The organism is Ruegeria sp. B32 (assembly GCF_025141855.1).
GTDB classification, from domain to species: Bacteria; Pseudomonadota; Alphaproteobacteria; order Rhodobacterales; family Rhodobacteraceae; genus Ruegeria; species Ruegeria arenilitoris.
This window is the reverse complement of record NZ_CP081106.1, coordinates 3,129,954-3,150,738: the sequence shown is the minus strand read 5'-3', so window position 1 is coordinate 3,150,738 and position 20,785 is coordinate 3,129,954. Positions and strand designations below refer to the sequence as shown.

Annotated in this window: 18 protein-coding genes and 1 tRNA gene; 5 read left to right on the top strand and 14 right to left on the bottom strand. The window is 60.5% G+C overall.

Annotation, left to right across the window (positions count from 1 at the left end):
* Positions 1–39 precede the first annotated feature (39 nt).
* Both K3752_RS15985 and K3752_RS15980 read right to left on the bottom strand, forming a co-directional pair.
* Positions 40–1,425: a hypothetical protein gene (locus tag K3752_RS15985; protein ID WP_260063779.1), complete on the bottom strand. Its 1,386-nt coding sequence runs from the start codon at positions 1,423–1,425 to the stop codon at positions 40–42.
* Position 1,426: 1 nt separating this feature from the next.
* A complete protein-coding gene (locus K3752_RS15980) occupies positions 1,427–2,716 on the bottom strand; it encodes a pitrilysin family protein (protein WP_260063778.1) in 1,290 nt (429 codons plus the stop codon).
* 317 nt (positions 2,717–3,033) lie between these two features.
* Here K3752_RS15980 and K3752_RS15975 point away from each other — a divergent pair, with 317 nt between their 5' ends.
* Both K3752_RS15975 and K3752_RS15970 read left to right on the top strand, forming a co-directional pair.
* Positions 3,034–4,359, top strand: coding sequence for a sensor histidine kinase (locus K3752_RS15975; RefSeq protein ID WP_170373187.1), 1,326 nt, complete (start codon positions 3,034–3,036; stop codon positions 4,357–4,359).
* A complete protein-coding gene (locus K3752_RS15970) occupies positions 4,356–5,012 on the top strand; it encodes a response regulator transcription factor (RefSeq protein ID WP_260063777.1) in 657 nt (218 codons plus the stop codon). The genes K3752_RS15975 and K3752_RS15970 overlap by 4 nt, the downstream gene beginning before the upstream one ends.
* Positions 5,013–5,073: 61 nt before the next feature.
* On the opposite strand, the gene K3752_RS15965 is transcribed toward K3752_RS15970, so the two are convergent.
* The 3 genes from K3752_RS15965 to K3752_RS15955 form a co-directional block, all read right to left on the bottom strand.
* The gene (locus K3752_RS15965; RefSeq protein ID WP_260063776.1) at positions 5,074–5,790 is read right to left on the bottom strand and encodes a hypothetical protein; all 717 of its coding nucleotides are present in this window, start codon (positions 5,788–5,790) and stop codon (positions 5,074–5,076) included.
* Positions 5,791–6,030: 240 nt separating this feature from the next.
* Complete coding sequence (locus tag K3752_RS15960; RefSeq protein ID WP_260063775.1) at positions 6,031–6,939, bottom strand: cytochrome c; 909 nt, start codon at positions 6,937–6,939, stop codon at positions 6,031–6,033.
* A gap of 13 nt (positions 6,940–6,952) precedes the next feature.
* Complete coding sequence (locus K3752_RS15955) at positions 6,953–7,420, bottom strand: cytochrome c (protein ID WP_170361270.1); 468 nt, start codon at positions 7,418–7,420, stop codon at positions 6,953–6,955.
* 86 nt (positions 7,421–7,506) lie between these two features.
* On the opposite strand from K3752_RS15955, the gene K3752_RS15950 reads away from it, so the two are divergent.
* On the top strand, positions 7,507–8,352 hold the full coding sequence (locus K3752_RS15950) for a LysR family transcriptional regulator (protein ID WP_170600866.1): 846 nt from the start codon (positions 7,507–7,509) through the stop codon (positions 8,350–8,352).
* A 2-nt stretch (positions 8,353–8,354) separates the two neighbouring features.
* Here K3752_RS15950 and urtE read toward each other — a convergent pair whose 3' ends face one another.
* The 6 genes from urtE to K3752_RS15920 form a co-directional block, all read right to left on the bottom strand.
* Positions 8,355–9,062 (bottom strand): urea ABC transporter ATP-binding subunit UrtE, encoded by a 708-nt coding sequence (gene urtE, locus K3752_RS15945; RefSeq protein ID WP_260063774.1) that lies wholly within the window; start codon positions 9,060–9,062, stop codon positions 8,355–8,357.
* Positions 9,052–9,792 carry an urea ABC transporter ATP-binding protein UrtD gene (urtD, locus tag K3752_RS15940; RefSeq protein WP_170340827.1) on the bottom strand — a complete coding sequence of 247 codons (741 nt, stop codon included), beginning with the start codon at positions 9,790–9,792 and terminating at the stop codon, positions 9,052–9,054. The genes urtE and urtD overlap by 11 nt, the downstream gene beginning before the upstream one ends.
* On the bottom strand, positions 9,789–11,021 hold the full coding sequence (gene urtC, locus K3752_RS15935; protein ID WP_170420548.1) for an urea ABC transporter permease subunit UrtC: 1,233 nt from the start codon (positions 11,019–11,021) through the stop codon (positions 9,789–9,791). The genes urtD and urtC overlap by 4 nt, the downstream gene beginning before the upstream one ends.
* Positions 11,022–11,052: 31 nt before the next feature.
* Positions 11,053–13,008 carry an urea ABC transporter permease subunit UrtB gene (gene urtB / locus K3752_RS15930; RefSeq protein WP_260063773.1) on the bottom strand — a complete coding sequence of 652 codons (1,956 nt, stop codon included), beginning with the start codon at positions 13,006–13,008 and terminating at the stop codon, positions 11,053–11,055.
* 67 nt (positions 13,009–13,075) lie between these two features.
* Complete coding sequence (urtA, locus tag K3752_RS15925; RefSeq protein WP_170340831.1) at positions 13,076–14,350, bottom strand: urea ABC transporter substrate-binding protein; 1,275 nt, start codon at positions 14,348–14,350, stop codon at positions 13,076–13,078.
* Between the two features lie 287 nt (positions 14,351–14,637).
* A complete protein-coding gene (locus K3752_RS15920) occupies positions 14,638–14,946 on the bottom strand; it encodes a hypothetical protein (protein WP_170340832.1) in 309 nt (102 codons plus the stop codon).
* A gap of 289 nt (positions 14,947–15,235) precedes the next feature.
* Here K3752_RS15920 and K3752_RS15915 point away from each other — a divergent pair, with 289 nt between their 5' ends.
* The gene (locus tag K3752_RS15915; protein ID WP_260063772.1) at positions 15,236–16,747 is read left to right on the top strand and encodes a deoxyribodipyrimidine photo-lyase; all 1,512 of its coding nucleotides are present in this window, start codon (positions 15,236–15,238) and stop codon (positions 16,745–16,747) included.
* 6 nt (positions 16,748–16,753) lie between these two features.
* On the top strand, positions 16,754–16,906 hold the full coding sequence (locus K3752_RS15910; protein WP_217353607.1) for a DUF2256 domain-containing protein: 153 nt from the start codon (positions 16,754–16,756) through the stop codon (positions 16,904–16,906).
* Here the strand turns inward: K3752_RS15910 and K3752_RS15905 are convergent.
* The 3 genes from K3752_RS15905 to dxs form a co-directional block, all read right to left on the bottom strand.
* A complete protein-coding gene (locus K3752_RS15905) occupies positions 16,903–18,447 on the bottom strand; it encodes a cryptochrome/photolyase family protein (protein WP_260063771.1) in 1,545 nt (514 codons plus the stop codon). The two genes, K3752_RS15910 and K3752_RS15905, sit on opposite strands and share 4 nt — an antisense overlap.
* A 135-nt stretch (positions 18,448–18,582) precedes the next feature.
* Positions 18,583–18,658 (bottom strand) — tRNA-Thr (locus K3752_RS15900).
* A gap of 196 nt (positions 18,659–18,854) precedes the next feature.
* On the bottom strand, positions 18,855–20,783 hold the full coding sequence (gene dxs / locus K3752_RS15895; RefSeq protein WP_260063770.1) for a 1-deoxy-D-xylulose-5-phosphate synthase: 1,929 nt from the start codon (positions 20,781–20,783) through the stop codon (positions 18,855–18,857).
* Positions 20,784–20,785 lie beyond the last annotated feature (2 nt).

Here is a 20,785-nt window from a genome sequence, read left to right as displayed (position 1 = left end):
TCTGCTCTTTGAAGCACCGCAGCAATGGCCCGCGGACAGTCAGTATTCCGCGTTTGACAGCTTAGTCAGGCAATGGCTGATCGGTGCGCCTTTGGGCAGGGCACAATACCCGTCCGACCGCATGTCGGCCGACGGGGAAACACCTCCTCCGATCAAGATCACCAGGAACTCCTCAATCGGGGGCAACAGCGTATCGGCGTTCTCAATCGTCTCTTCGGTCGAGACTGTCCGGAATGCCTCAAACAGTGGAAGGGTGATTTCGCCTTCTACGCCGTCGGGATGTTCGTCCAGAAACTGGCGCGCGCCCCAGTCAGGGTCTGTGAAGAATCTTTGATAGTAGGTGCGGTCCAACCGATCCTTCTGGATTTCCAGACTTTCCGGGACAACGCCCCCGTCGCGGACGCCCTGATAGATTTCCATGATCTTGCCGTGGACCTCGGGCCATGCGCTGGCTTCGACGGTCGCGCTCAGCGCGATCACGGCCTTGTTTTTGCCCACGACCACAAAGTCCGAACGTGGATCGTAGGATGCACGCATGGACTGGCGGATAACCCGAAACATATCCGAGCCTTGATTGGCGCCGATGTAGTCAACAAGAAGGTTCGAGCCAAGCTGGTCCTGTGCGTTCGAAAACGCCTTTGCATTGGCAAGCAGGATCAACATTTCGGATGCGTCGGGGTCGGCGAGATGCACGATACCTTTGGGCAGGGCAAAGGGCGCCCCGTTCGCGCCGGTCCACCCTTCGGCCCATTTGCTCAGGGCGCGCCCCAGCCGGAACCGCGCGCCCGGCAGCGAATTGATCAATCGGACGGTGCGGCGCGTTACCTCTTCGTCCTTTGACCTGAGGACGACCTGATCTGGTCGTCCGAACTGAAAGTCGGTTTCAAGGGTTTCTTCGTCCGTGGCGGCAGGGTCGAATTCCAGAAAATTGGTAATCTCGTTCAACACATCCGACGGCTGTCTGGTTCTGGTCGAGATAACTGGGCGAGACGTCTCAAGCTCTCGTGCGTACCAGTTTGGTGTGTATCGGGGTTCGAGCAATACGTTCTCGAGGTGCACCAGGACTTCCGGGAAGACGTCGCTTGGCGCCGAGACGGTGAGCGTCAGGTTCTTGCCGCTTCTGCCGATTTTCTGTTCGACACCTTTCAGCTTCAGGAACGAACTGACTTCGTAGGATGAGCGGGTCGAGGTCCCACCTGTCACCACGCTCGCAATGGCGGCGGACATGGCGGCAGTGCGGTCCAGCGTCGGGTGGTCAATCGTCCAAACCAGGGTCAGCGCGGACGTGCCGTTCTCAAGCGGAGAGAGCTCGACCAGTTTCGTTTCGCCTGCAGTCGCAATCAGTTCCGCCTGTGCCCGCTCACCCGGCAGCAAGGTAAGCGCCGCAAAGAGAACTGCGAGAAGCCGGCCCTTGAAAACGCGCATGTCAGTCGGCTTTCTCTGCAAGAACGAAAGATGTCGCCGAGGGCTGCAAGATTTTTTCCGCAAAATCGATAACTTCCTGATCTGTGGTGTTGCTCAGCGTTTCGGCAAAGACCGACGGGCTGATGGGCGGGAATCCGTCGGCGGCGACGTTCTGCAGAAACCACAGAAAGGCCGAAGGACGGCGGGCCATGTTCTGGGACCAGACCACTTCTTTTTGACGGAGCTGATGAATTTCGTATTTGCTGATCGGCTCGTCCAGCAAGCCAGCCAAGGTTTCGGTCAGCAGATCCTTGGCTTCATCCACGCTGAAGCCGGGCATGAGTTGCAGGTCGATCACCAGTTCAACATCGGCATTCTTCGCAAAATACCAGTTGACGCCATGGTTGAGTATCCGCGTGTCCTCGTGGCGTAGAACCTTGGCGATCCGTTCGTTCAGGATCCCGCTTGCGATGAAGAACGCGCCTTGCATGTCGATGCTCGTGGAGCGGTCTTCGAATTCCACGAATTGTGCGAACAGCACGGTGTCGCGTTGCAACCGATCCGACTGCAGGCGCACGACGGACTGTTTCTCGGGATCCGGCTTTTGATCCAACCACGGTTTTTTCGGAGCGTCAGATGGTTCGGTATCGCCAAACACCCGCGCCACCAGTTCTTCGGCCCGGGCTGGTTCAATGTTTCCGGAGACAATCAACGTCACGTTGGACGGCACATAGTGTTCCTTGTGAAACTGATAGGCCTTCTCGAGGCTCAGCTTGGGCAGATCCTCGACGGTGTTGTCTGCCCGGCCGCGCAAGGTGCCGTAGAGGTTTTGAAGTGCCATTCGGCTGAGCCAGCGAAACGGATATTGCCGTTCACGCAGCAAGGTTTCCCGCTGGACGATAGCGACTTCGCTCTCCGCAAATTGCCTGGATACGGATGGCGTGTCCAGAACGGCCCGGGAAAGCCGCAACAACATCTCCGCCTCGGATGGCAGCCCGGAATTCGTGTAAACGGTCGCGACATTGTGCGTGGTGGCGTAGATGTCGCGTTCACGCGGTTTTCTGAGAATGGTGGCGTCGGCCGAGAACGCGGCGAGATGCTCGGTCAGATGGGCTGTGCCGGACGGGTCCGGGTCGTCATACGACCCCGAAAGAACAATCAACTGAACATCCACGCGGTCGAAGGTGTCCACTGGAACCACATATGCCGCGTGCAGCCCGCCCTTCTGGGCAAGCGGAATGATGCTCTGAGCCTGAGCGGATCCGGAAAAAACCAAAAAGACGATCGACAAGAAAAATACGGCGGCGCGCATCAAAAACCTTTGAACTATTTGATTTTCGCTTAAACGCCGGTCGGCCGACGCTCAACCAAAGGGGTAACGGTTGTGTCAATGCTTGCGGGGTGCGGGGTGTTTTTCAAGTCGTAAAAGGCATTGCAAACCGGGGTGTGCTTCTGGGGCTGCGGGCGGGGCTTGCTGGGGCGAACATCTGGATCATGTCAGACCAAGGTCTGTGGTGCGGTTTTCGATTGTGGGTCATAGTCAGGACCACGATGAGGACGAAAGTTGCTGAGCTGACGATTGGGAATTGGTCGTTGTCGCGAGTTTTTCTTGCGGCAAGCATCCTTGTGATGGGATCTGCAACCGCGATCGTCGGTGTATGGGTTTCAAATCGAATCCAGAATGCGGTCGTGCAGAACTCGGCCAATTCGGCGGCGCTGTATATGGAAAGCATCGTCTCACCTCTCAGCCAGGAACTGGCGTTGGGTGACCGCCTGTCCGAGCAGGCGAGGCGGGCGCTGGACGAGATATTCATGACCCAGCCGATGCGCGATCGTATCGTATCATACAAGTTCTGGAAGCAGGGTGGTGTGGTCGTACACGCCTCGGACACAAACATCATCGGTAACCGCTTCGAGCCGACGGGCGACCTTCAGCGTGCCTGGATCGGCGAAATCTCGGGCTCGTTCGAGGAACTGGATCACGATGAAAGCGCTGCCGAAGCGGCCTTGGGGATACCGCTGCTCGAGGTCTACAGCCCCATTCGTGAACTGTGGTCCGGTGAAATCATTGCCGTGGCCGAGTTCTATGAAAGGGCCGATCAATTGGAGATGGATCTGGCAAAAGCCAGGCGCACAAGCTGGATGGTGGTCGGTTCCGCCTTTCTGGCAAGCACGGTTGTTCTGTTTTGCATCGTTGCGATCGGGGACAACACCATCCGGCGGCAGGCGCGGCTATTGAAGAAACGGCTGGCGGAAAGCGAAAGGATGGCGGCGCAGAATGCGATGCTGCGGTCGCGGGTGGTCGAGGCCTCGGGTCGGTATGCCGCGCAGACGGACCGTTTTCTGAAGAAACTCGGCGCCGAACTTCATGACGGCCCGGCGCAGTACCTTTCACTTGCCGCCCTTCGGTTGGAGGCCGCGTTTTCGGACAGATCCCCAAAACCCAAGGAGGCCGAGGAAATCCAGCAGTCGCTGCAGAAGTCCTTGACCGAAATCCGCGCGCTGTCCCGGGGGCTGTCTGCGCCCGATATCGACAACCTGACCTTGATTGATGTCGTGAAAAGAGCGGTCGAGGACCACGCGGAGCACAGCCCGTTGCGGCCTGAAATCTCGTTTCATGGCGGTGACATGCCGAATTTGTCGGTGTCTGACAAACTGTGCGTTTTTCGTTTTCTTCAGGAGACACTGTCGAATACTGCGCGATATGCTCCGCAGTCCCGCTGCAGCGTCACCTGCCATGTTCGCGAAGATTGCATTGTCATTCAGGTCAAGGACGATGGACCCGGCTTTGATCCTTTGGACGGTACTGTTCTGCGCGATGATGGCGGCCAGGGGCTGCTGGGGCTGCGCGATCGGGTCGAGAGTATCGGCGGCAGGTTTCAGGTCTCGTCCAGTCCCGGCCAGGGCACCACCGTCGAAATGACCCTGTTTCCCAACAAAACGAGCTCACCATGACCAAGACACTTGTCATAGCAGATGATCATCCGATTTTCCGGGATGGGCTGCGGCGGACCTTGGATGAGGCAGAAGGGTTCGAAGTTCTCGCGGCCGGATCCAGCGCCGACGAAGCGGTTGCGCTTGTCGCACAGCACCAGCCCGACATCGCAATTCTCGATCTCTCGATGCCCGGCGGTGGGATCAACGCGACACGCAGGATCGCAGCAATGGAAAAACCGCCCTGCATCGCGATTCTGACGGTTTCGGAGAACAGCAGCGATGTTGCCGATGCACTCGAGGCCGGAGCGATTGGGTACATTGTCAAAGGCGTAACCGCGAGTGAACTGACCGCCTCCCTGCGCAGCATCGCCGCGGGGGAGGGGTTCGTTTCGCCGGGGCTGGCTTCGCGGGTACTGCTTCAGATCAACAACGACGCAAGCCCCGCGAACAGCAGCGATGTTCTGAATGATCTCACGCATCGCGAAGAGGAGATACTCAGGCGCGTGGCCAAGGGTTTGAGCAATCGCGAGATCGCCGTGGAGCTGGATCTTCAGGAAAAGACGGTGAAACACTATATGACGGCGATCCTGTCCAAGCTGCACGCGCGGAACCGGGTCGAGGCCGCACTTATCGCGCACGACGCGTGGGGCAAGAGAAACAAGCCCGCATAGCCTGTGAACGCCGAAACGGCCTCTCCGACCGAGAGACCGTCCGGGAAATTCGCGCTGTTCGTCAGTTCGCGACCGATTGCAGCCTCCGGATGTCTGCGGCCGTGGCTGTTCTTTCCACAACGGTCCGGTTGAAGGGGTCTTTCAGCTCGTAGCGCCCGAACTCGATCTCTTCTTTCCAGCCGTTGGCGTAGTTGACTTCGATGTTGTTGCCCTGACGTTCGATCTTTGTGGGGCGGCTTCCGGCCGTACCACCTTGCCCGGATGCGCTTACATTCTTGATCGAAATGCCGTTCGCCAGAGAACGAAGCCTCGAGATATCGGCTCCTGTGGCTGGCCGTTCCTCAACGGTCCGATTCTGAGCATTCTTTCTCTCGTATCTGCCGTTTTCGATTTCTTCCTTTGTTCCGTCCGCATAGCGAACTTCGATCCCGTTTGCAGTTGTCTCGACCTTGGTTATGCCGGCCGACCCGGTCGGGGTGCTTCCGGATTGCGACGATCCCTTTTTGCTGCCGCTGCGACTTGACCGATCGTCGTCATCGTCGTCGTCATCATCATCCCGATCATCATCGTCGTCGTCATCCCGATCGTCGTCATCATCCTCCCGATCGTCATCGTCATCATCCTCCCGATCGTCATCGTCATCATCGTCGTCCCGACCGCTGCCACTCTTGCCTTTGCCGCTTTTCGCAAACGCGTAAGCGGGCTCAAGCTGTAAGCCGCCCTCGGTGCTGAACTTGGGAGTGTATGGCGCCGCCGAAATCAACGTCGCCAGTGCCACAGTGCTGAGAAGTTGTCCCAGTTTCCGGTTCGCAATCATTTCAGCCTCCTTTGCTGTTCTACAAATGTCTGGTTGTCGTAGGGAGGCTAAAGCGGGTTGGACCAGTTCACATCGGGCTTAGGTCTGACGAATTTCCAACCAAAGGTCCGAAAGGTGAAGCGAAAAGGCCCAAGGTGCCAAGATCACGCCGCCAGACGAATCGCCAAGGCTCATAGGTTGCCGGGGGATGTAGGCGTCGGCTCAGTCTGTTGTGGCGTCGTTGGCCGGTACCGGAACAGCCTTGAGATATGCGGCAATCGCCAACCGGTCCTCATCGGACAGACGGGAAGTGTTCTCGATGACCTCGGCCATCTCTCCGCCGGCGCTGTCATAGTCCGGAGTGAAACCGGACTTCAGGTATTCGGAGATGTCGGCTTCGGACCAATCCAGGTGGTTGGTGGTCAGGCCGGGAATGCGCCCTTTTCCGCTGGGATTTGGCGCACCCGTCAGCCATTGATCCCGGCTCAAGCCGCCAAGGCCATCTCTGGGCGTGTGGCACTCGGCGCAATGGCCCAAGGCTTCGACCAGGTAGCGCCCGCGCTGCTGCTGCGCATCGAGATCACCGTCCACCACCCACCCTGGTTCAAGGTAGAGAAGCTTCCAGCCGCCCAAGCTTCGCCGGATGTTGAAGGGGAACCCGACCTCATGCGCGCTGCTTTCCTGCGAGGCGGCCGGCAGGGTGCCGAGGAATGCGTGCAGCGACACGACATCCTCCGGCGTCATGTTCGTATAGGTCGTGTAAGGGAAGGCCGGGTAATAGTGCTGCCCGGCCGGCCCGGTTCCGTAGATCAGGGCATCCGCCAGTTCCAGCGCCGACCATGACCCAATCCCGGTCTCTGGGTCGCTGGATATGTTTGGAGCTATGAAGGTGCCGAAATCCGTCTCGAACCGGCGTCCGCCCGCCAGCACCAGCTTTTCCTCACCCTTGGAGTTCGGCGCTGAATGGCACGAGGCGCATCCGGCCGCAAAGAACACGGTCTCGCCCCTGACAAGATCAGGGGCAATCCCGTCCAACTGGGCCGGATCGACGTGTTGCGGTCGGGTCAGAACCAGACCGGTCAGCCCGGCCACGACCGCGACGCCCGCGGCAATCGACAGAAGCCGCCGCACCGTCAGGGCCTTGTCAGTTCTTTGGGGCTCTGTATGCCTTGTGACATGCCGAACAGGCTCCACCCAATGGTCCCATCGCTGCTTTCAGCGCTTCGACATCTTGCCCGGCGGCGGCCTGCATCGCAACCGCGGCTTCAGCCATTGCCTGGCCCTTGGCGCTGACATCCGGGAAGTTCTCCCAGATCGCCGGAAGCGCTCGGGAAGATGGGTCGGAGACATTGTCGGACCCGGCTGGCCACATGGCCGACTGATCGATCTGCGTCACGGCAACCAGGTTGTTTGCCGCGCGCGTCGCGGCCTCGGCGTTGTATTCCACCTCGCCCTTGGCCATGCCGCCAAGCGTGCCCAGATTGAACGCATACAGCTGCATGACGGCCTTCCGCGCCTTGACGGCCGGGTTTTCGCTTTCCTGGGCTACGGCCGTGCCAATAACGGCCGCAGAAAACAAACTCGCCGCAAGGATTGAGAATTTCTTGATCATGGTATCTCTCCCACATGAATGTGCCGAATGGTAGCTTGATCGAAATTTCTTGTAATTGTTTATTTCTCTGCGTTTCTTGTTAACTTATGAACAATCAAAACTGGGACGACATCCGATATGCCCTCGCCGTAAGCCGGCACGGCTCGTTGAACGCAGCGGCCACAGCGCTGGGCGTGACCCATGCAACGGTGCTGCGCAGGGTGGCCGCGTTTGAACGACGTCATGGGTGCGTGATCTTTCAAAAGAACCCGTCGGGCTACAGCGCGCTGCCCGAGGCCCGGGCCATTCTTACGGCCATGGAAAATGTCGAGGATGCGGTGCTTTCGGTCGAACGGGCAATCGTGGGCGCGGACCGTTCGCCGACCGGGCGGGTTCGGATTGCCTCGACCGACAGTCTTTGCCAGCTTGTTCTGCCCGGGATACTGAACCGCATTTCTGCGCTTTATCCCGGTCTGGAGCTGAGTCTGCTGAGCGGGAACAATCACCATGACCTGTCGCGGCTGACCGCTGACATTGCCGTGCGTCCATCAATACGCCTGGGCGAAGACTTGGTGGGCGAGCGGGCTGGCGCGTTGGCCTTCGGGGTCTACGACGATGGGTCCGCCAACCGAAAATGGATGCGTTTGGACGGGGCGCTGAGCGGTTCGGTCCCGGCCAGATGGATGGCCGAACATGTGCGGGATGAAGACACGACCATCGGCGCGGACAGTTTCCTTGTGCTCCAGCAGATGGCTGCGACAGGTGTCGGCAAGGCATTTTTGCCGACGTTCATCGGTGATGCGGACCCGCTGTTGCGGCGGGCGCCGGACATCGATCCGAAAATCGAGGTTCCTCTGTGGGTTGCTACGCTTGAAGAGATTGCGCGCACACCGCGGTTTGCCGTCGTGCAGCGGGCCTTGGTGGAACACCTGCCCGAAGCACTGGGCCGGTAAGATCAAACCGAAACGGCCGCCCTGAGCTGCTGCTGACCAAGTTCGGATTTTGATCCTTTCAGGAATGGCGACCCGCGTTCCAGCACCAGAAAACTGTCGCCGAGAGAATACGCGAAATCAAAATACTGTTCGACCAGGACGATCGCCATCTCACCTTGATCGCGCAGCAGGCGGATGACTTCGCCGATCTGCTTGATGATGTTGGGCTGGATGCCCTCGGTTGGTTCATCCAGCAAAAGCAGCCTGGGTTTCGTGATCAAGGCCCGCGCAATTGCGAGCTGCTGCTGCTGACCGCCTGACAGATCACCACCGCGCCGCGACAGGAACTCTTTGAGAATCGGGAACAGTTCGAAGATGTAATCAGGTATCCTGTGTTCGCTGCGGGGCAGGCAGGCAAAACCGGTTTCCAGGTTCTCGCGGACCGTCAGAAACGGAAAGATTTCTCGTCCTTGCGGAACATAAGCCACACCTTTTCGAGCCAGCTCATAGGATGTGGCCTTGCCGATCTGCTCGCCGCCAAGCCGGTATTCACCGCCGCTGCGGGGGTGCGTTCCGGAGATGGCTTTCAACAGGCTGGTCTTGCCGACGCCGTTGGTGCCCATCACGCAGCTGACCTGACCCTGACGTGCGGTGATGTCGATCCCGCTCAGGATCTGGCTGCCACCGTAGTGCAGGGACAGGTCCGAGATTTCCAGAAGCTCAGCGGCCAAGATACACCTCAATCACTTTGTCATTATTGGTGACGTGGTCCAGCGACCCTTCGGCCAGAACTGACCCTTCGTGCAGCACCGTGACCTTGCAGTTCAGGCGGCGGACGAACTCCATGTCATGTTCAACCACCACCACGGCGCGGGTTTTGGCGGCCGCGACAAGAATGTCGGTCGTGTGCTCACGCTCGGCGGGGGTCATTCCGGCGGCCGGCTCATCAACCAGCAGCAACTGCGGATCCTGCGCCAGCAGCATGCCGATCTCAAGCCACTGCTTCTGCCCGTGGCTCAACTCACCCGCCTTGCGGTTCAAGGCATTCTGCAGTCCGATTTCCTCGGCCAGGTCGGCGACCTTCTGATGATCCGACTGTCCGGCCCGAAACCGCAGGACCGCCAGCGGGCCGCGTTTGTTCCTGAGGGCCAGCATCAGGTTCTCGCGAACGCTCTGGTCCTCGAAGACGGTGGGGCGCTGGAACTTTCGGCCGATGCCGGCCTGGGCAATCTGGCTTTCGCTCATCGACAGGAGCGACACGGATTTGTCGCCCCACAGAACATGGCCGTCATCCGGTTTGGTCTTGCCGGTAATGATGTCCATGAACGTCGTCTTGCCCGCCCCGTTCGGGCCGATGACCGCGCGCATTTCGGCTGGGCCAATCTGAAATGTCAGGTTGTTGATGGCTTTGAATCCGTCGAAGGTTACGGACACGCCGGAGACTTCAAGCAACGTACTCATTCGTCGGCCTCCTTTTCGCGCAACGACCCAAGATCCGGGCCCAGATCGGCGCCGTGGCGATCCGGGGCGCGCCGTTCGGCAAACCTGTCGATCAGACCGCCGATGCCCCGAGGCGCAAACAACGTGACCGCGACAAATGACAGCCCAAGCAGGATGGTCCACCAGTCGACCCATTGGATCGTGTAGAACCCCAGCGAGATGTCGGGGGCCTGACCACCCGTGAACCAGGTGGACAGCAGAGAAACGAATGCCGCGCCGATCACTGCTCCGTACAGACGGCCCCGTCCGCCGATCGCCACCCAGACAGCCAGGTAGATTGATGCAATGGGCGCGATCTCGGCTGGATTGATGATGCCGGCTTGGGGGTAATACAGGGCACCTGCGATGCCGCAGATCACGGCGGTGAAGGTGAAGATGAACAGCTTGTAGGCTTCGACCGAATACCCAAGGAACCGAACCCGGCTTTCGTCGTCCCGGATGGCGCGAATGACCGATCCGAACTTGCCGGACACCATCCAGGCGCAGACCAGATAGCCCAGCCCCAGCGCCAGGGCCGACGCCCAGAAGAACAGGATCGAAACCGTCGATTGCGGCACCGAATCCAGACCCGGCAGATTCTGCAGACCCGACAGGCCGTTGTTCCCGCGCAGCCCGCTGTCGTTCTGAAACAGGTACAGAGACAGCGCCAGCGTCATCGCCTGTGTCAGGATCGACAGGTAGACCCCGGTCACGCGGCTGCGGAAGGCCAGCCACCCGAACACAAGGGCCAGCAAGCCGGGCACCAGTACGACCGCAGCCAGTTGCAAGGGCAGCGAATGCGCAACAGCCCAGATCGGTGGGAACTCGGATGCGCCGACGACTCCGAAGATCTGGGTGGCGATGCCGTCGGAGACTTCCTGGGCCGTTGGTGGCAAGGCCGAGGACGCAAGGCTTTCGATCACGATGATCTCGGTCCGCGCATACATCAGCCACATGCCGATGGCGTATCCGCCGATACCGAAGAAGGCCATATGCCCCAGGGACAGGATGCCCGTGTAGCCCCACACCAGGTCCATCGCCAGGGCCGCAAGGCACAGGCAGAGGGTCTTGCCCAATGTCTTGACGAAGCTGGTGGATATCAGGCCGATCCCGAACCCTTCGCCCAACACTGTTATGGTCGCCGTGAACAGGGCCAGAATGATCAAGAAGATCGCGACCGAGGGATAGCGCAGCACAAATGGCTTTCGCATCGGGCCGGCTGTGGATATCATGTCAACCATATCACGCTTCCGCCGCCCGACCCTTGAGCGCGATGATGCCGCGCGGCCGGAATTGAATGAACAGGATGATAAACAGGATCATGTAGGTCTGCGCCGCCAGGGTATTGGACGGGTTGAACCATTCGATCCCCTTCTGCAGCGTGCCGACCATCGTGGCCCCCAGAAGCGTCCCCCAGATGTTGCCCACACCGCCCACGACCACTGTCATGAAGCTTTGCACGATATAGTCGGAACCCATCTCGGACGTGACCTTGGCGTAAAGTCCGATTGCCACGCCGGCAATGCCCGCGATGCCCGAGCCAAAGCCGAAGGTCAGCATGTTGATCCGGTCGGGATTGATACCCATCGAGGACGCCATGCGCGGGTTCTGCGTCACGGCGCGCACCTCAAGCCCCAGCCGGGTCCGGTTCATGACGATGAGGAAAAGCGCGAGGAACAGCAGCGCCAGAACAAAGATCGCGATGCGGATGTAACTGATGGAGACGATATCGTTCAGCACCATCGAACCGTCCAGCCAGGCCGGGGCGGTCAGGGGACGTGCCTGGGTTCCAAAGATGTTCTTGGCCAGTTGCTGCAGCGCGATGGAAACCCCGAAGGTCGCAAGCAGCGTCTCCAGCGGACGGTGATACAGCCAGCGAATGACCAGACGTTCCAGCAGAACACCGGCGCCGAAGGTCACCAGGAATGCGCAGGGAATGGCGACAATGATCGACAGGGTCAGGTCCGGAATGAACAGTTGAACCACATATCCGGTATAGGCGCCCATCATGATGAACTCGCCATGCGCCATGTTGATGACGCCCATGACGCCGAAAGTGATGGCAAGGCCGATGGCGGCAAGGAAATAGATCGAGGCGAGCGACAGCGCATCCAGAACCAGATCCGCCGTCTGGTTGAGAGCGACTTGCGTCTCGATATTGTCCAGCACGGCCTGCGCCGCCAGCGCCACCGGCAACGGCGCCGAGGTGTAGACTCGGTAGAACTTGTACTGTTGCACAGCCTCTGCGATGTCGTCCTGCGTCACTAGCGGAGCGGCGAGCCCCTGATCGGCCAGCAGCTGGTATGCCGCTTGTCGTGCCGCATCTTCGTCCAGACTTGCCACCTGTACGCCTGCGACCCTGTCACCGTCGATATTCGAAATCAGGGTCTCTTTAATGGTGCCGTCGTCTACCAGGGCCGGTGCCAACCCGTTTTCGACCAACAGGTCATAGGCCTGTTTCTGTGTCAGTTCGTCCGACCCGGCCTCGATGGTCACAGCGCCATCCGGAACCGTGTCGGACACCTTGATTTCAGATGCAACAAGGGGATTGAGCGTTGCGCGCACGTCAACGCCCAGATCGCCGGCGAAGCTGTCGATTGCAGCCAGCCTTGCGACCGCGTCATCATCAAACCGGATCGTCAACAGACGCTCGAGCCGGTCCTTGCGGGTCCGCAGATCCGCGTCCTGCTCTCCGGCAATGGCGCCGCGCAGGGCGGATAGGTGCGAGGGTTCCGCGTCCCGCTCGATCGCCGTCAGCGCTGCGCTTCGGTTCAGCGGGTCGGGGTCGTTCAATTGAAACTGCACCAGCGCCGAAGCGATCAACCCGCGAATGCCCGAGTTCGGCTTGAGTTGTTTGTAGTTATTCTTGTCGACGACACCGATCTCGGCCCCATCCGAGATATCGAAAACCCGCAAACCGCCATCGGCCTTGGACGCAAAAACGAAAAGGCCCGTATCCCGGTTGAACCACATGTCCTTGGCCTGCCACCGCTCCAGGACGGTTTGTGCCTCGGGCAATCCGCTCTGCGCCAGGGCGTCAATTGCCGGGCCGATCGTCTTGCGAGAGGATTTTTGAATGACCTCCGCATGGGCCTGCAAAAGCTTCTGGACCGGCGCGTCGGAGGATTGGGCTTGCAAAAGACCAGGGGCCACGAACAGCAGCAGGGCAAGCAAAGCCCGGCAAATCGAAAGCGTCATTTGGGGAGACCTCGGCATTGGGCCCCGGGGCACATGTGATGCGCCCCGAGGTATTCCGGTTCAGATCTTAGTAGTTCGATTTGATCTGTACGCAGCTTTTCGTTTCGGTGTTGTACATACCGCAACCCAGCTCTTTCCAATCCGAGATCAGAACCGCGGATTCGGGCAGGTAGTCCGTCCAGGCATCGCCCGGAACCTCTTCGGTCTGGCTGATGATGTCGAACTGACCGTCTTCCTGGATTTCGCCGATCAGAACCGGCTTGGCGAGGTGGTGGTTCGGCAGCATGACGGCCGTGCCGCCCGTCAGGTTCGGGAATTCCTGGCCGTACATGGCTGCGCGCACGGCATCGACATCCGTCGAGCCCGCCTCGGTCGCGGCGTTAACCCACATGTTGAAGCCGATGTAATGCGCTTCCATCGGATCGTTGGTCACCCGATCTTCGCCCATGCGGGCTTTCCAGGCGGCAACCCAGGCCTCGTTCGCTTCGCTCTCTGCCGACTGGAAGTAGTTCCACGCCGCCAGATGCCCGACAAGGTTGGTTGTGTCCAGACCGGCCAATTCTTCCTCGCCGACCGAGAAGGCAACTACTGGGATGTCATCCGCCGAGATACCTGCGGCGGCCAGTTCCTTGTAGAAGCCCACATTCGCGTCGCCGTTGATGGTCGAGATGACGCCGACTTTCTTGCCGTCCGCGCCCAGCGCAACGACATCCGCCACGATCTTGGACCAGTCGGAATGGCCAAAGGGGGTGTAGTTCACGAAGATGTCCTCTTCGGCGATGCCTTTCTGCTTCAGATAGCTTTCGAGGATGTTGTTCGTCGTGCGCGGATACACGTAGTCGGTGCCCAAAAGGGCGAATTTCTCGACCCCCAGTTCCTCAAGGAAGTAGTCCGTTGCGGGGATCGCCTGCTGGTTCGGTGCGGCACCGGTGTAGAAGACGTTCTTCGAGCTTTCTTCGCCTTCGTACTGAACCGGATAGAACAGCAAACCGTTGAGCTCTTCGATGACCGGCAACACGGATTTGCGGGAGACCGATGTCCAGTTGCCAAAGATCACGTCAACTTCGTGGACGGTCAGCAGTTCGCGCGCTTTCTCGGCAAACAGTGGCCAGTCCGAGGCGGGGTCGACAACTACGGCTTCCAGCTCGCAGCCCAGCAGGCCACCAGCTTCGTTCTGCTGTTCGACCAGCATCTCCATCGTGTCTTTCAGCGTGGTCTCGGAGATGGCCATCGTACCGGACAATGAGTGCAGAACGCCCACTTTGATCGGGCAATCGGCCAGTGCGGGCAGGGCGGTTGCGAACAATACAGCAGCAGTAGTGTTGAGTAGTTTGGAGTGCATCAGCGTTTCCTTTTGTGCGATGCGCAGCAGGCTTGTCCGGAACGCCGAAACATCCCATATACCCCCCACGCTTAATTGCGGTGTGCGAGGGCGTCATCAGGTTCCTAGGCCGGGCACCTTCGCACATTTTCCAAGCCGTCTTTCGGCGCACCACATTGCTAGGTCAGCTTTTGCCGAGGCTCAGAGTCCGGTGGTGCGAGTTTTTGGATTGATTCAGCGTGTTGCCCAAATTTGTGGCGGTGCCGCATGGTTCGCCCAAAAATGCGGCACTGCAGCGAGGGGTGGTCTCAGACGCCGCCCAGTATCAGCAGGCTGCACTGATCCAGAAGGTCGCTGGCCGTTTGCCGCGCGGCGCTGGCCGCCGTGATGTCCGAGCCAAAGGTCGCCGTATGGAGCAATCGCGCATGAGCGTGTTTTGAGTTCACCCGGTGGCTCAGGACCAGTTCGGCCTCCTCTGCCGTCACGGTCGCCTCAAGCAAGGACACGAAACCGCCGCGAAGCAACTCATAGTCCTGCGCCTTGGGGTCGTTCAGAAGCCAGGCATGCTCCATCTCGGCCGAAAAACGCCCGGCGCAGCCGGCAAACGATTTGACCATGTCGGTTTCAGCATGAAGCAATCCGATGGATGAGAAAGTGCATAGTGCTGAAACGAAAATAGTTTTCAAAGCGCCCATGTATTGATCATTGCAACCGAAAAAGCGCCCGTCAAGGCAGCGCTTTGTGAACTGGCCTGCCCATTTCCCGACAGGCTTCGGTCGCAACGGGTCATGACGGAACCGGTTCCGCGCGCTATTTGCGTCCTGGTCCTACCGGGGCGCATTGAACCCGGTTGAGGGCTGGCCGGACCAGACTAGCTATTGCCCAGATTTGGTTCGGAGAACGGTTTTGCAGATCGTTTGGTTCAAGCGGGATCTCAGGGTGCAGGACAATCGTGCCCTGGCTCATGCGGCACAGCGGGGGGCGCTGGTGCCGCTTTACGTGGTTGAACCCGATCTTTGGCGTCAACCCGACATGTCCGCTCGCCAATGGGCGTTCATCCGCGAAACCCTGGTCGAGCTGCGCAGTCAGCTTGCGGAATTGGGCCAGCCCCTGATCGTACGGACGGGCGAGATGCTGTCGGTCCTGGACGATCTTGCACAGAGTTTCGACCTCACGGCCCTGTGGTCGCATGAAGAAACGGGAAACGACTGGACCTTTCAGCGGGACAAACGCGTGGCGTCCTGGTGCCAAACCCGGGGCATTCCCTGGCACCAACCGCGCAATCACGGGGTTCGCCGCCGTCTGGCGTCGCGCGATGGCTGGGCCAAAGAGTGGGATCGCTTCATGAGCGAACCGATCACGCCCGCACCCATATTGCGGCCCATCCCGATGGACCCGGGTGGGATCCCGTCCAACAGGGAACTGGGGTTGCGCCCGGACCCATGTCCACGGCGCCAGTCGGGCGGCCACACGGCGGCGTCGGACCGGTTGACCACATTCCTGAGCACGCGCGGCCGGACCTATCGCAGCGCGATGTCCTCACCTCAGCTGGGGGAAAACGCGTGTTCGCGCCTGTCCCCGCATCTGGCATGGGGAACGCTGTCGATGCGCGAGGTGATGCAGGCCACATGGGCGCGGCAAAAAGCGTTGAGCCACACCTCCGACAAACAGTGGCGGGGGGCGATGTCCTCGTTCGAAGGTCGGCTGCATTGGCACTGTCATTTTATCCAGAAACTGGAGGATGACCCCCGGATCGAGTTCCAGAACGTGCATTGCGCCTATGACGGGATCCGCCCCTCGGCCCCGGATTCGCATCGGCTGGAGGCCTGGGCCAGCGGTGAGACCGGCCTGCCATTTGTTGACGCATGCATGCGGTACTTACGGGCTACGGGGTGGCTCAACTTTCGAATGCGCGCGATGGTGATGGCGACGGCCGGCTATCACCTGTGGCTTGACTGGCGCGCGCCCGGTGAGGTTCTCGCCCGCCTGTTCACCGATTACGAACCGGGCATCCACTGGAGCCAGGTGCAGATGCAGGCCGGCACCACGGGCATCAACGCGCTGAGGATCTACAACCCGGTGAAACAGGGCCATGATCAGGACCCGACCGGGACTTTTACCCGCCGTTGGTTGCCGGAACTGGCAGATATCCCGGATCGCCATCTGCAAGAGCCGTGGAAGGCCGAGAACGCAGGTGCCGTGCTGGGCAAACGCTACCCGATGCCCATCGTCGATCACGTCGCGGCGGCCCGGTTCGCCCGGGATCGGATCTGGGAGGTGCGGCGCGGGGAAGGATTCCGGGACGAGGCTGCGAAGGTCTTGGCCCGGCATGGCAGCCGCAAGGGGCGCTTGCGGAAAGGAAACAGCCGTGCGGTCACCCGCAACCCGGCGCAATTGTCATTGGATCTGGGGGACTAGATGCGGATGCGGAAAAAGTCGGATCTTCCGACGAAAACCTGCGCCACATGCGGGCGTCCTTTCACCTGGCGGCGAAAATGGGCCAAGGTCTGGGACGAGGTCCGCCACTGCTCGCAGCGTTGCCGCCGAGCCCGATCATCTTCGACCGGCCAACGCTAGAGGCTGTCGAGTATCTCGCGCGCGCTGTCGCGGTATTGGGCCTGTTTTTCGGGGTCCATACGGTCCCAGGTTCGGTAGGCATGGCCCAATCTGGGATTGCCACGCAGCTTGTCGGCGTTGCGTGCGAGGAAATCCCAATACAGTGGATTGAAAGGGCAGGCATTCGCACCGAACTTGCGTTTCACGTCATAGCGGCAATGCGAACAGTGATCCGACATCTTGTTGATGTAATTGCCGCTTGCTGCGTAGGGTTTTGATCCAAGCAATCCACCATCGGCGAATTGGCTCATTCCGATCACGTTGGGGGCCTCGACCCATTCATACGCATCGGCGTAAACCGCCAGGTACCACTCGTGGACTTCGTGCGGATCGACCCCGGCCAGCATCGCGAAATTGCCAGTCACCATCAGGCGCTGGATGTGGTGGGCATAGGCGTGGTCGCGCGTCTGCCCGATTGCGGCCGCCATGCAGGCCATTTCCGTTTTGGCCGTCCAGTAGAAGTCCGGCAGCGGGCGGGTTGCCCCGAAGTGATTGCGTTCCGTGTACCCGGGCATGTTCAGCCAATAGAGGCCCCGAACATATTCTCGCCAGCCGATGATCTGACGGATAAAGCCCTCGACCGCATTCAAAGGCGCGCGGCCTTCATAATAGGCACGCTCGACCTGCCGGCAGATCTCCATCGGCCCCAGCAGACCCGTGTTCAGGTAATGCGACAGGACCGAGTGATAGAGGAACGGTTCTGTCTGCAGCATTGCGTCCTGATGGTCCCCGAACAGAGGCAGAGCGTGTTCCACGAAATGGTCCAGCGCCTCGAGCGCGCCGGTGCGGGTCACCGCAAACCAGAACGGGCGCAGTTGTCCGAAGTTGTCGCCAAACCGGGATTCGACAAGGCTCAGAACCTCGGTGGTGATGTCATCCGGGTCGGATCGGGGCGGTTGGGGCATGAACAGATCGACAGTGGCGGGCTTGCGGTTTTCCGCGTCAAAGTTCCAGCGCCCGCCTTCGGGTTGGTCGCCGTTCATCAACAGCCCCGTTTTGCGCCGCATCTCGCGATAGAAATATTCCATCCGCAACTGCTTGCGTCCATCCGCCCAATTGCGGAACTCCTGATGCGTGGCGACAAACCGGTCATCTTCCAGCATATGTAGATCGGTTTGGCTCTGGTCCGCCCACTCCAGCAAGGCGGTTTGCAGCCGGTACTCGCCGGGCTCGGTCACCTGAAGGTTCGCAATAGACAGATCCGCGATTGCCCGCGCGATCTCGCCTGTGATGGAGCCGGTATTGTCAGGGTCATTCAGCCTGACATAACGAACCTGCCACCCCGCCGCACCGAGCTCATCTGCGAAATGGCGCATCGCCGAAAAGACAAACGCGATCTTCTTTTTGTGATGCGGAACATATTCCGCCTCGTCCGCGACTTCGGCCATCAACACCGTGTCGCGCGCCTTCTCCGCCTGGCTCAAGGCGCTTAAGCTTTGGCTCAGTTGGTCGCCCAGCACCAGGATGAGCCGGCTGGGGGAGCGTTCGTTTGTCTGCGTCATTTCCGTCGAGTTAGGGCCGCATTGGGGATGAGCAACCTAAACTTCTGGAAAGATTGAACGGCAGATAAATTGCGAAACCGAATCAACAGACGGGAAAACCGGCGGCGAAACACCGAAGTTTGCTCCAAGAAGCTATGGTGCCGCTGAAGGGACTCGAACCCCCGACCCCATCATTACGAATGACGTGCTCTACCAGCTGAGCTACAGCGGCCCATTCTTCGACGCGCACCCGCGCCCGTGGGGGCGCGGTATGCGGTGCGAAGGATCGTTTAAACCGTCCCACGGGCGTAGGCAAGACCGGTTGTTGACCCCAATGTGGGGTTTTCTTGGAGGGCGAATGGCCTTGTTCACCCGTCGTTCGACCCGAATGCCGCTCTGGCTGAGGGCAACCGACGATCCGGTCGGAATCAGGCGCGCTTTTCTCCGATTGATGCGATGCCCAGAACGGCAAGCACCTTGGCTTCGATCTGTTCGGCGTTCATGCCCGCGACCGCGTACATGTCGGCGGGGCTGGCCTGGTCGATGAAAATATCCGGCAGCACCATCGAGCGGTATTTCAGGCCGCGATCGAACACGCCCTCATCCGCCAGCAGCTGCGCCACGTGGCTGCCGAACCCGCCGATGGCGCCTTCCTCGATGGTGATCAGCGCTTCGTGGTTGGCGGCCAGGTCCAGGATCAGGTCGCGGTCCAGCGGCTTGGCGAACCTGGCGTCGGCGATGGTCGGGGTGATGCCGCGTGCGGTCAGCGATTCGGCGGCCTTCTGCACCTCGGCCAGGCGCGTGCCAAAGGACAGGAGCGCCACCCGCGCCCCCGACTGGATCAGGCGGCCCTTGCCGATTTCCAGAACCTGCCCGCGTTCGGGCAGATCGACGCCCACGCCTTCGCCCCGCGGATAGCGGAACGCGATGGGGCCGTCGTCGTGGGCGGCGGCTGTGGCGACCATGTGCACCAGCTCGGCCTCGTCGGCGGCGGCCATCACCACCATGCCCGGCAGGTTGGACAGGTAGGCGATGTCGAACGACCCGGCATGGGTCGCGCCATCGGCACCCACCAGCCCCGCGCGGTCGATGGCAAAGCGCACCGGCAGGCGCTGGATCGCCACGTCGTGCACCACCTGGTCATAGCCGCGCTGCAAAAACGTTGAATACATCGCGCAGAACGGTTTCAGCCCGCCCGCCGCCAGCGCGGCCGAGAAAGTGACCCCGTGCTGCTCGGCAATCGCTACGTCGAAACAGCGCGACGGGTAGCGTTCGGCGAACAGGTTCAGCCCGGTGCCGTCGGGCATCGCCGCGGTCACCGCCACGATCTTATCGTCGCGGCTGGCCTCGTCCACCAGGGTCCTGCCGAAGACCGAGGTATAGGACGGTGCGTTCGACGGCGCCTTCTGCTGCTTGCCGGTGACCACGTCGAACTTGGCGGTGGCATGGCCCTTGTCGCGGGCCTGCTCGGCCGGGGCATAGCCCTTGCCCTTTTTGGTCAGCGCGTGGATCAGGATCGGCCCGGTCGCCCGCGCTTTGACCGTGCGCAGCACCGGCAGCAATTGGTCCAGGTCATGCCCGTCGATCGGGCCGACATAGGAGAATCCCAGCTCTTCGAACAGCGTGCCGCCGACCGCCATGCCCTTGAGCATCTCCTTGGCGCGCTTGGCGCCTTCGCGGAACGGTTCGGGCAGCAGCGACACCGCCCCCTTGGCGGCGGCCTTCAGATCGTGGAACGGCTCTTCGGCATAGATGCGCGAGAGATAGTTCGACAGCGCACCCACGGGTGGGGCGATGCTCATCTCGTTGTCGTTCAGGATCACGATCAGGCGTTTTTTCAGGTGGCCGGCGTTGTTCATCGCCTCGAAGGCCATGCCGGCCGACATCGACCCGTCCCCGATCACCGCGATCGCGTCGCCCAGTCCCTCGGGCGTGACCCCGCCCAGGTCGCGGGCTACGGCAAAACCCAGCGCCGCGCTGATCGAGGTCGAACTGTGCGCCGCGCCGAACGGGTCATAGGGGCTTTCGCTGCGTTTGGTGAACCCGCTCAGGCCGCCCTTCTGGCGCAGGGTGCGGATTCGGTCGCGCCGCTCGGTCAGGATCTTGTGGGGATAGCACTGGTGGCCGACATCCCAGATGATCTTGTCGCGCGGCGTGTCGAACACCGCGTGCAGGGCCACGGTCAGCTCGACCACACCCAGCCCCGCGCCCAGATGCCCGCCGGTGACCGACACAGCCGAGATCGTCTCGGCCCGTAACTCGTTTGCCAACTGATGCAGCTGCGCGTCCGAAAACTGCTTGAGATCCGCCGGGCGGTTCACAAGGTCCAGAAGCGGGGTGTTCGGACGGTCTGACATGG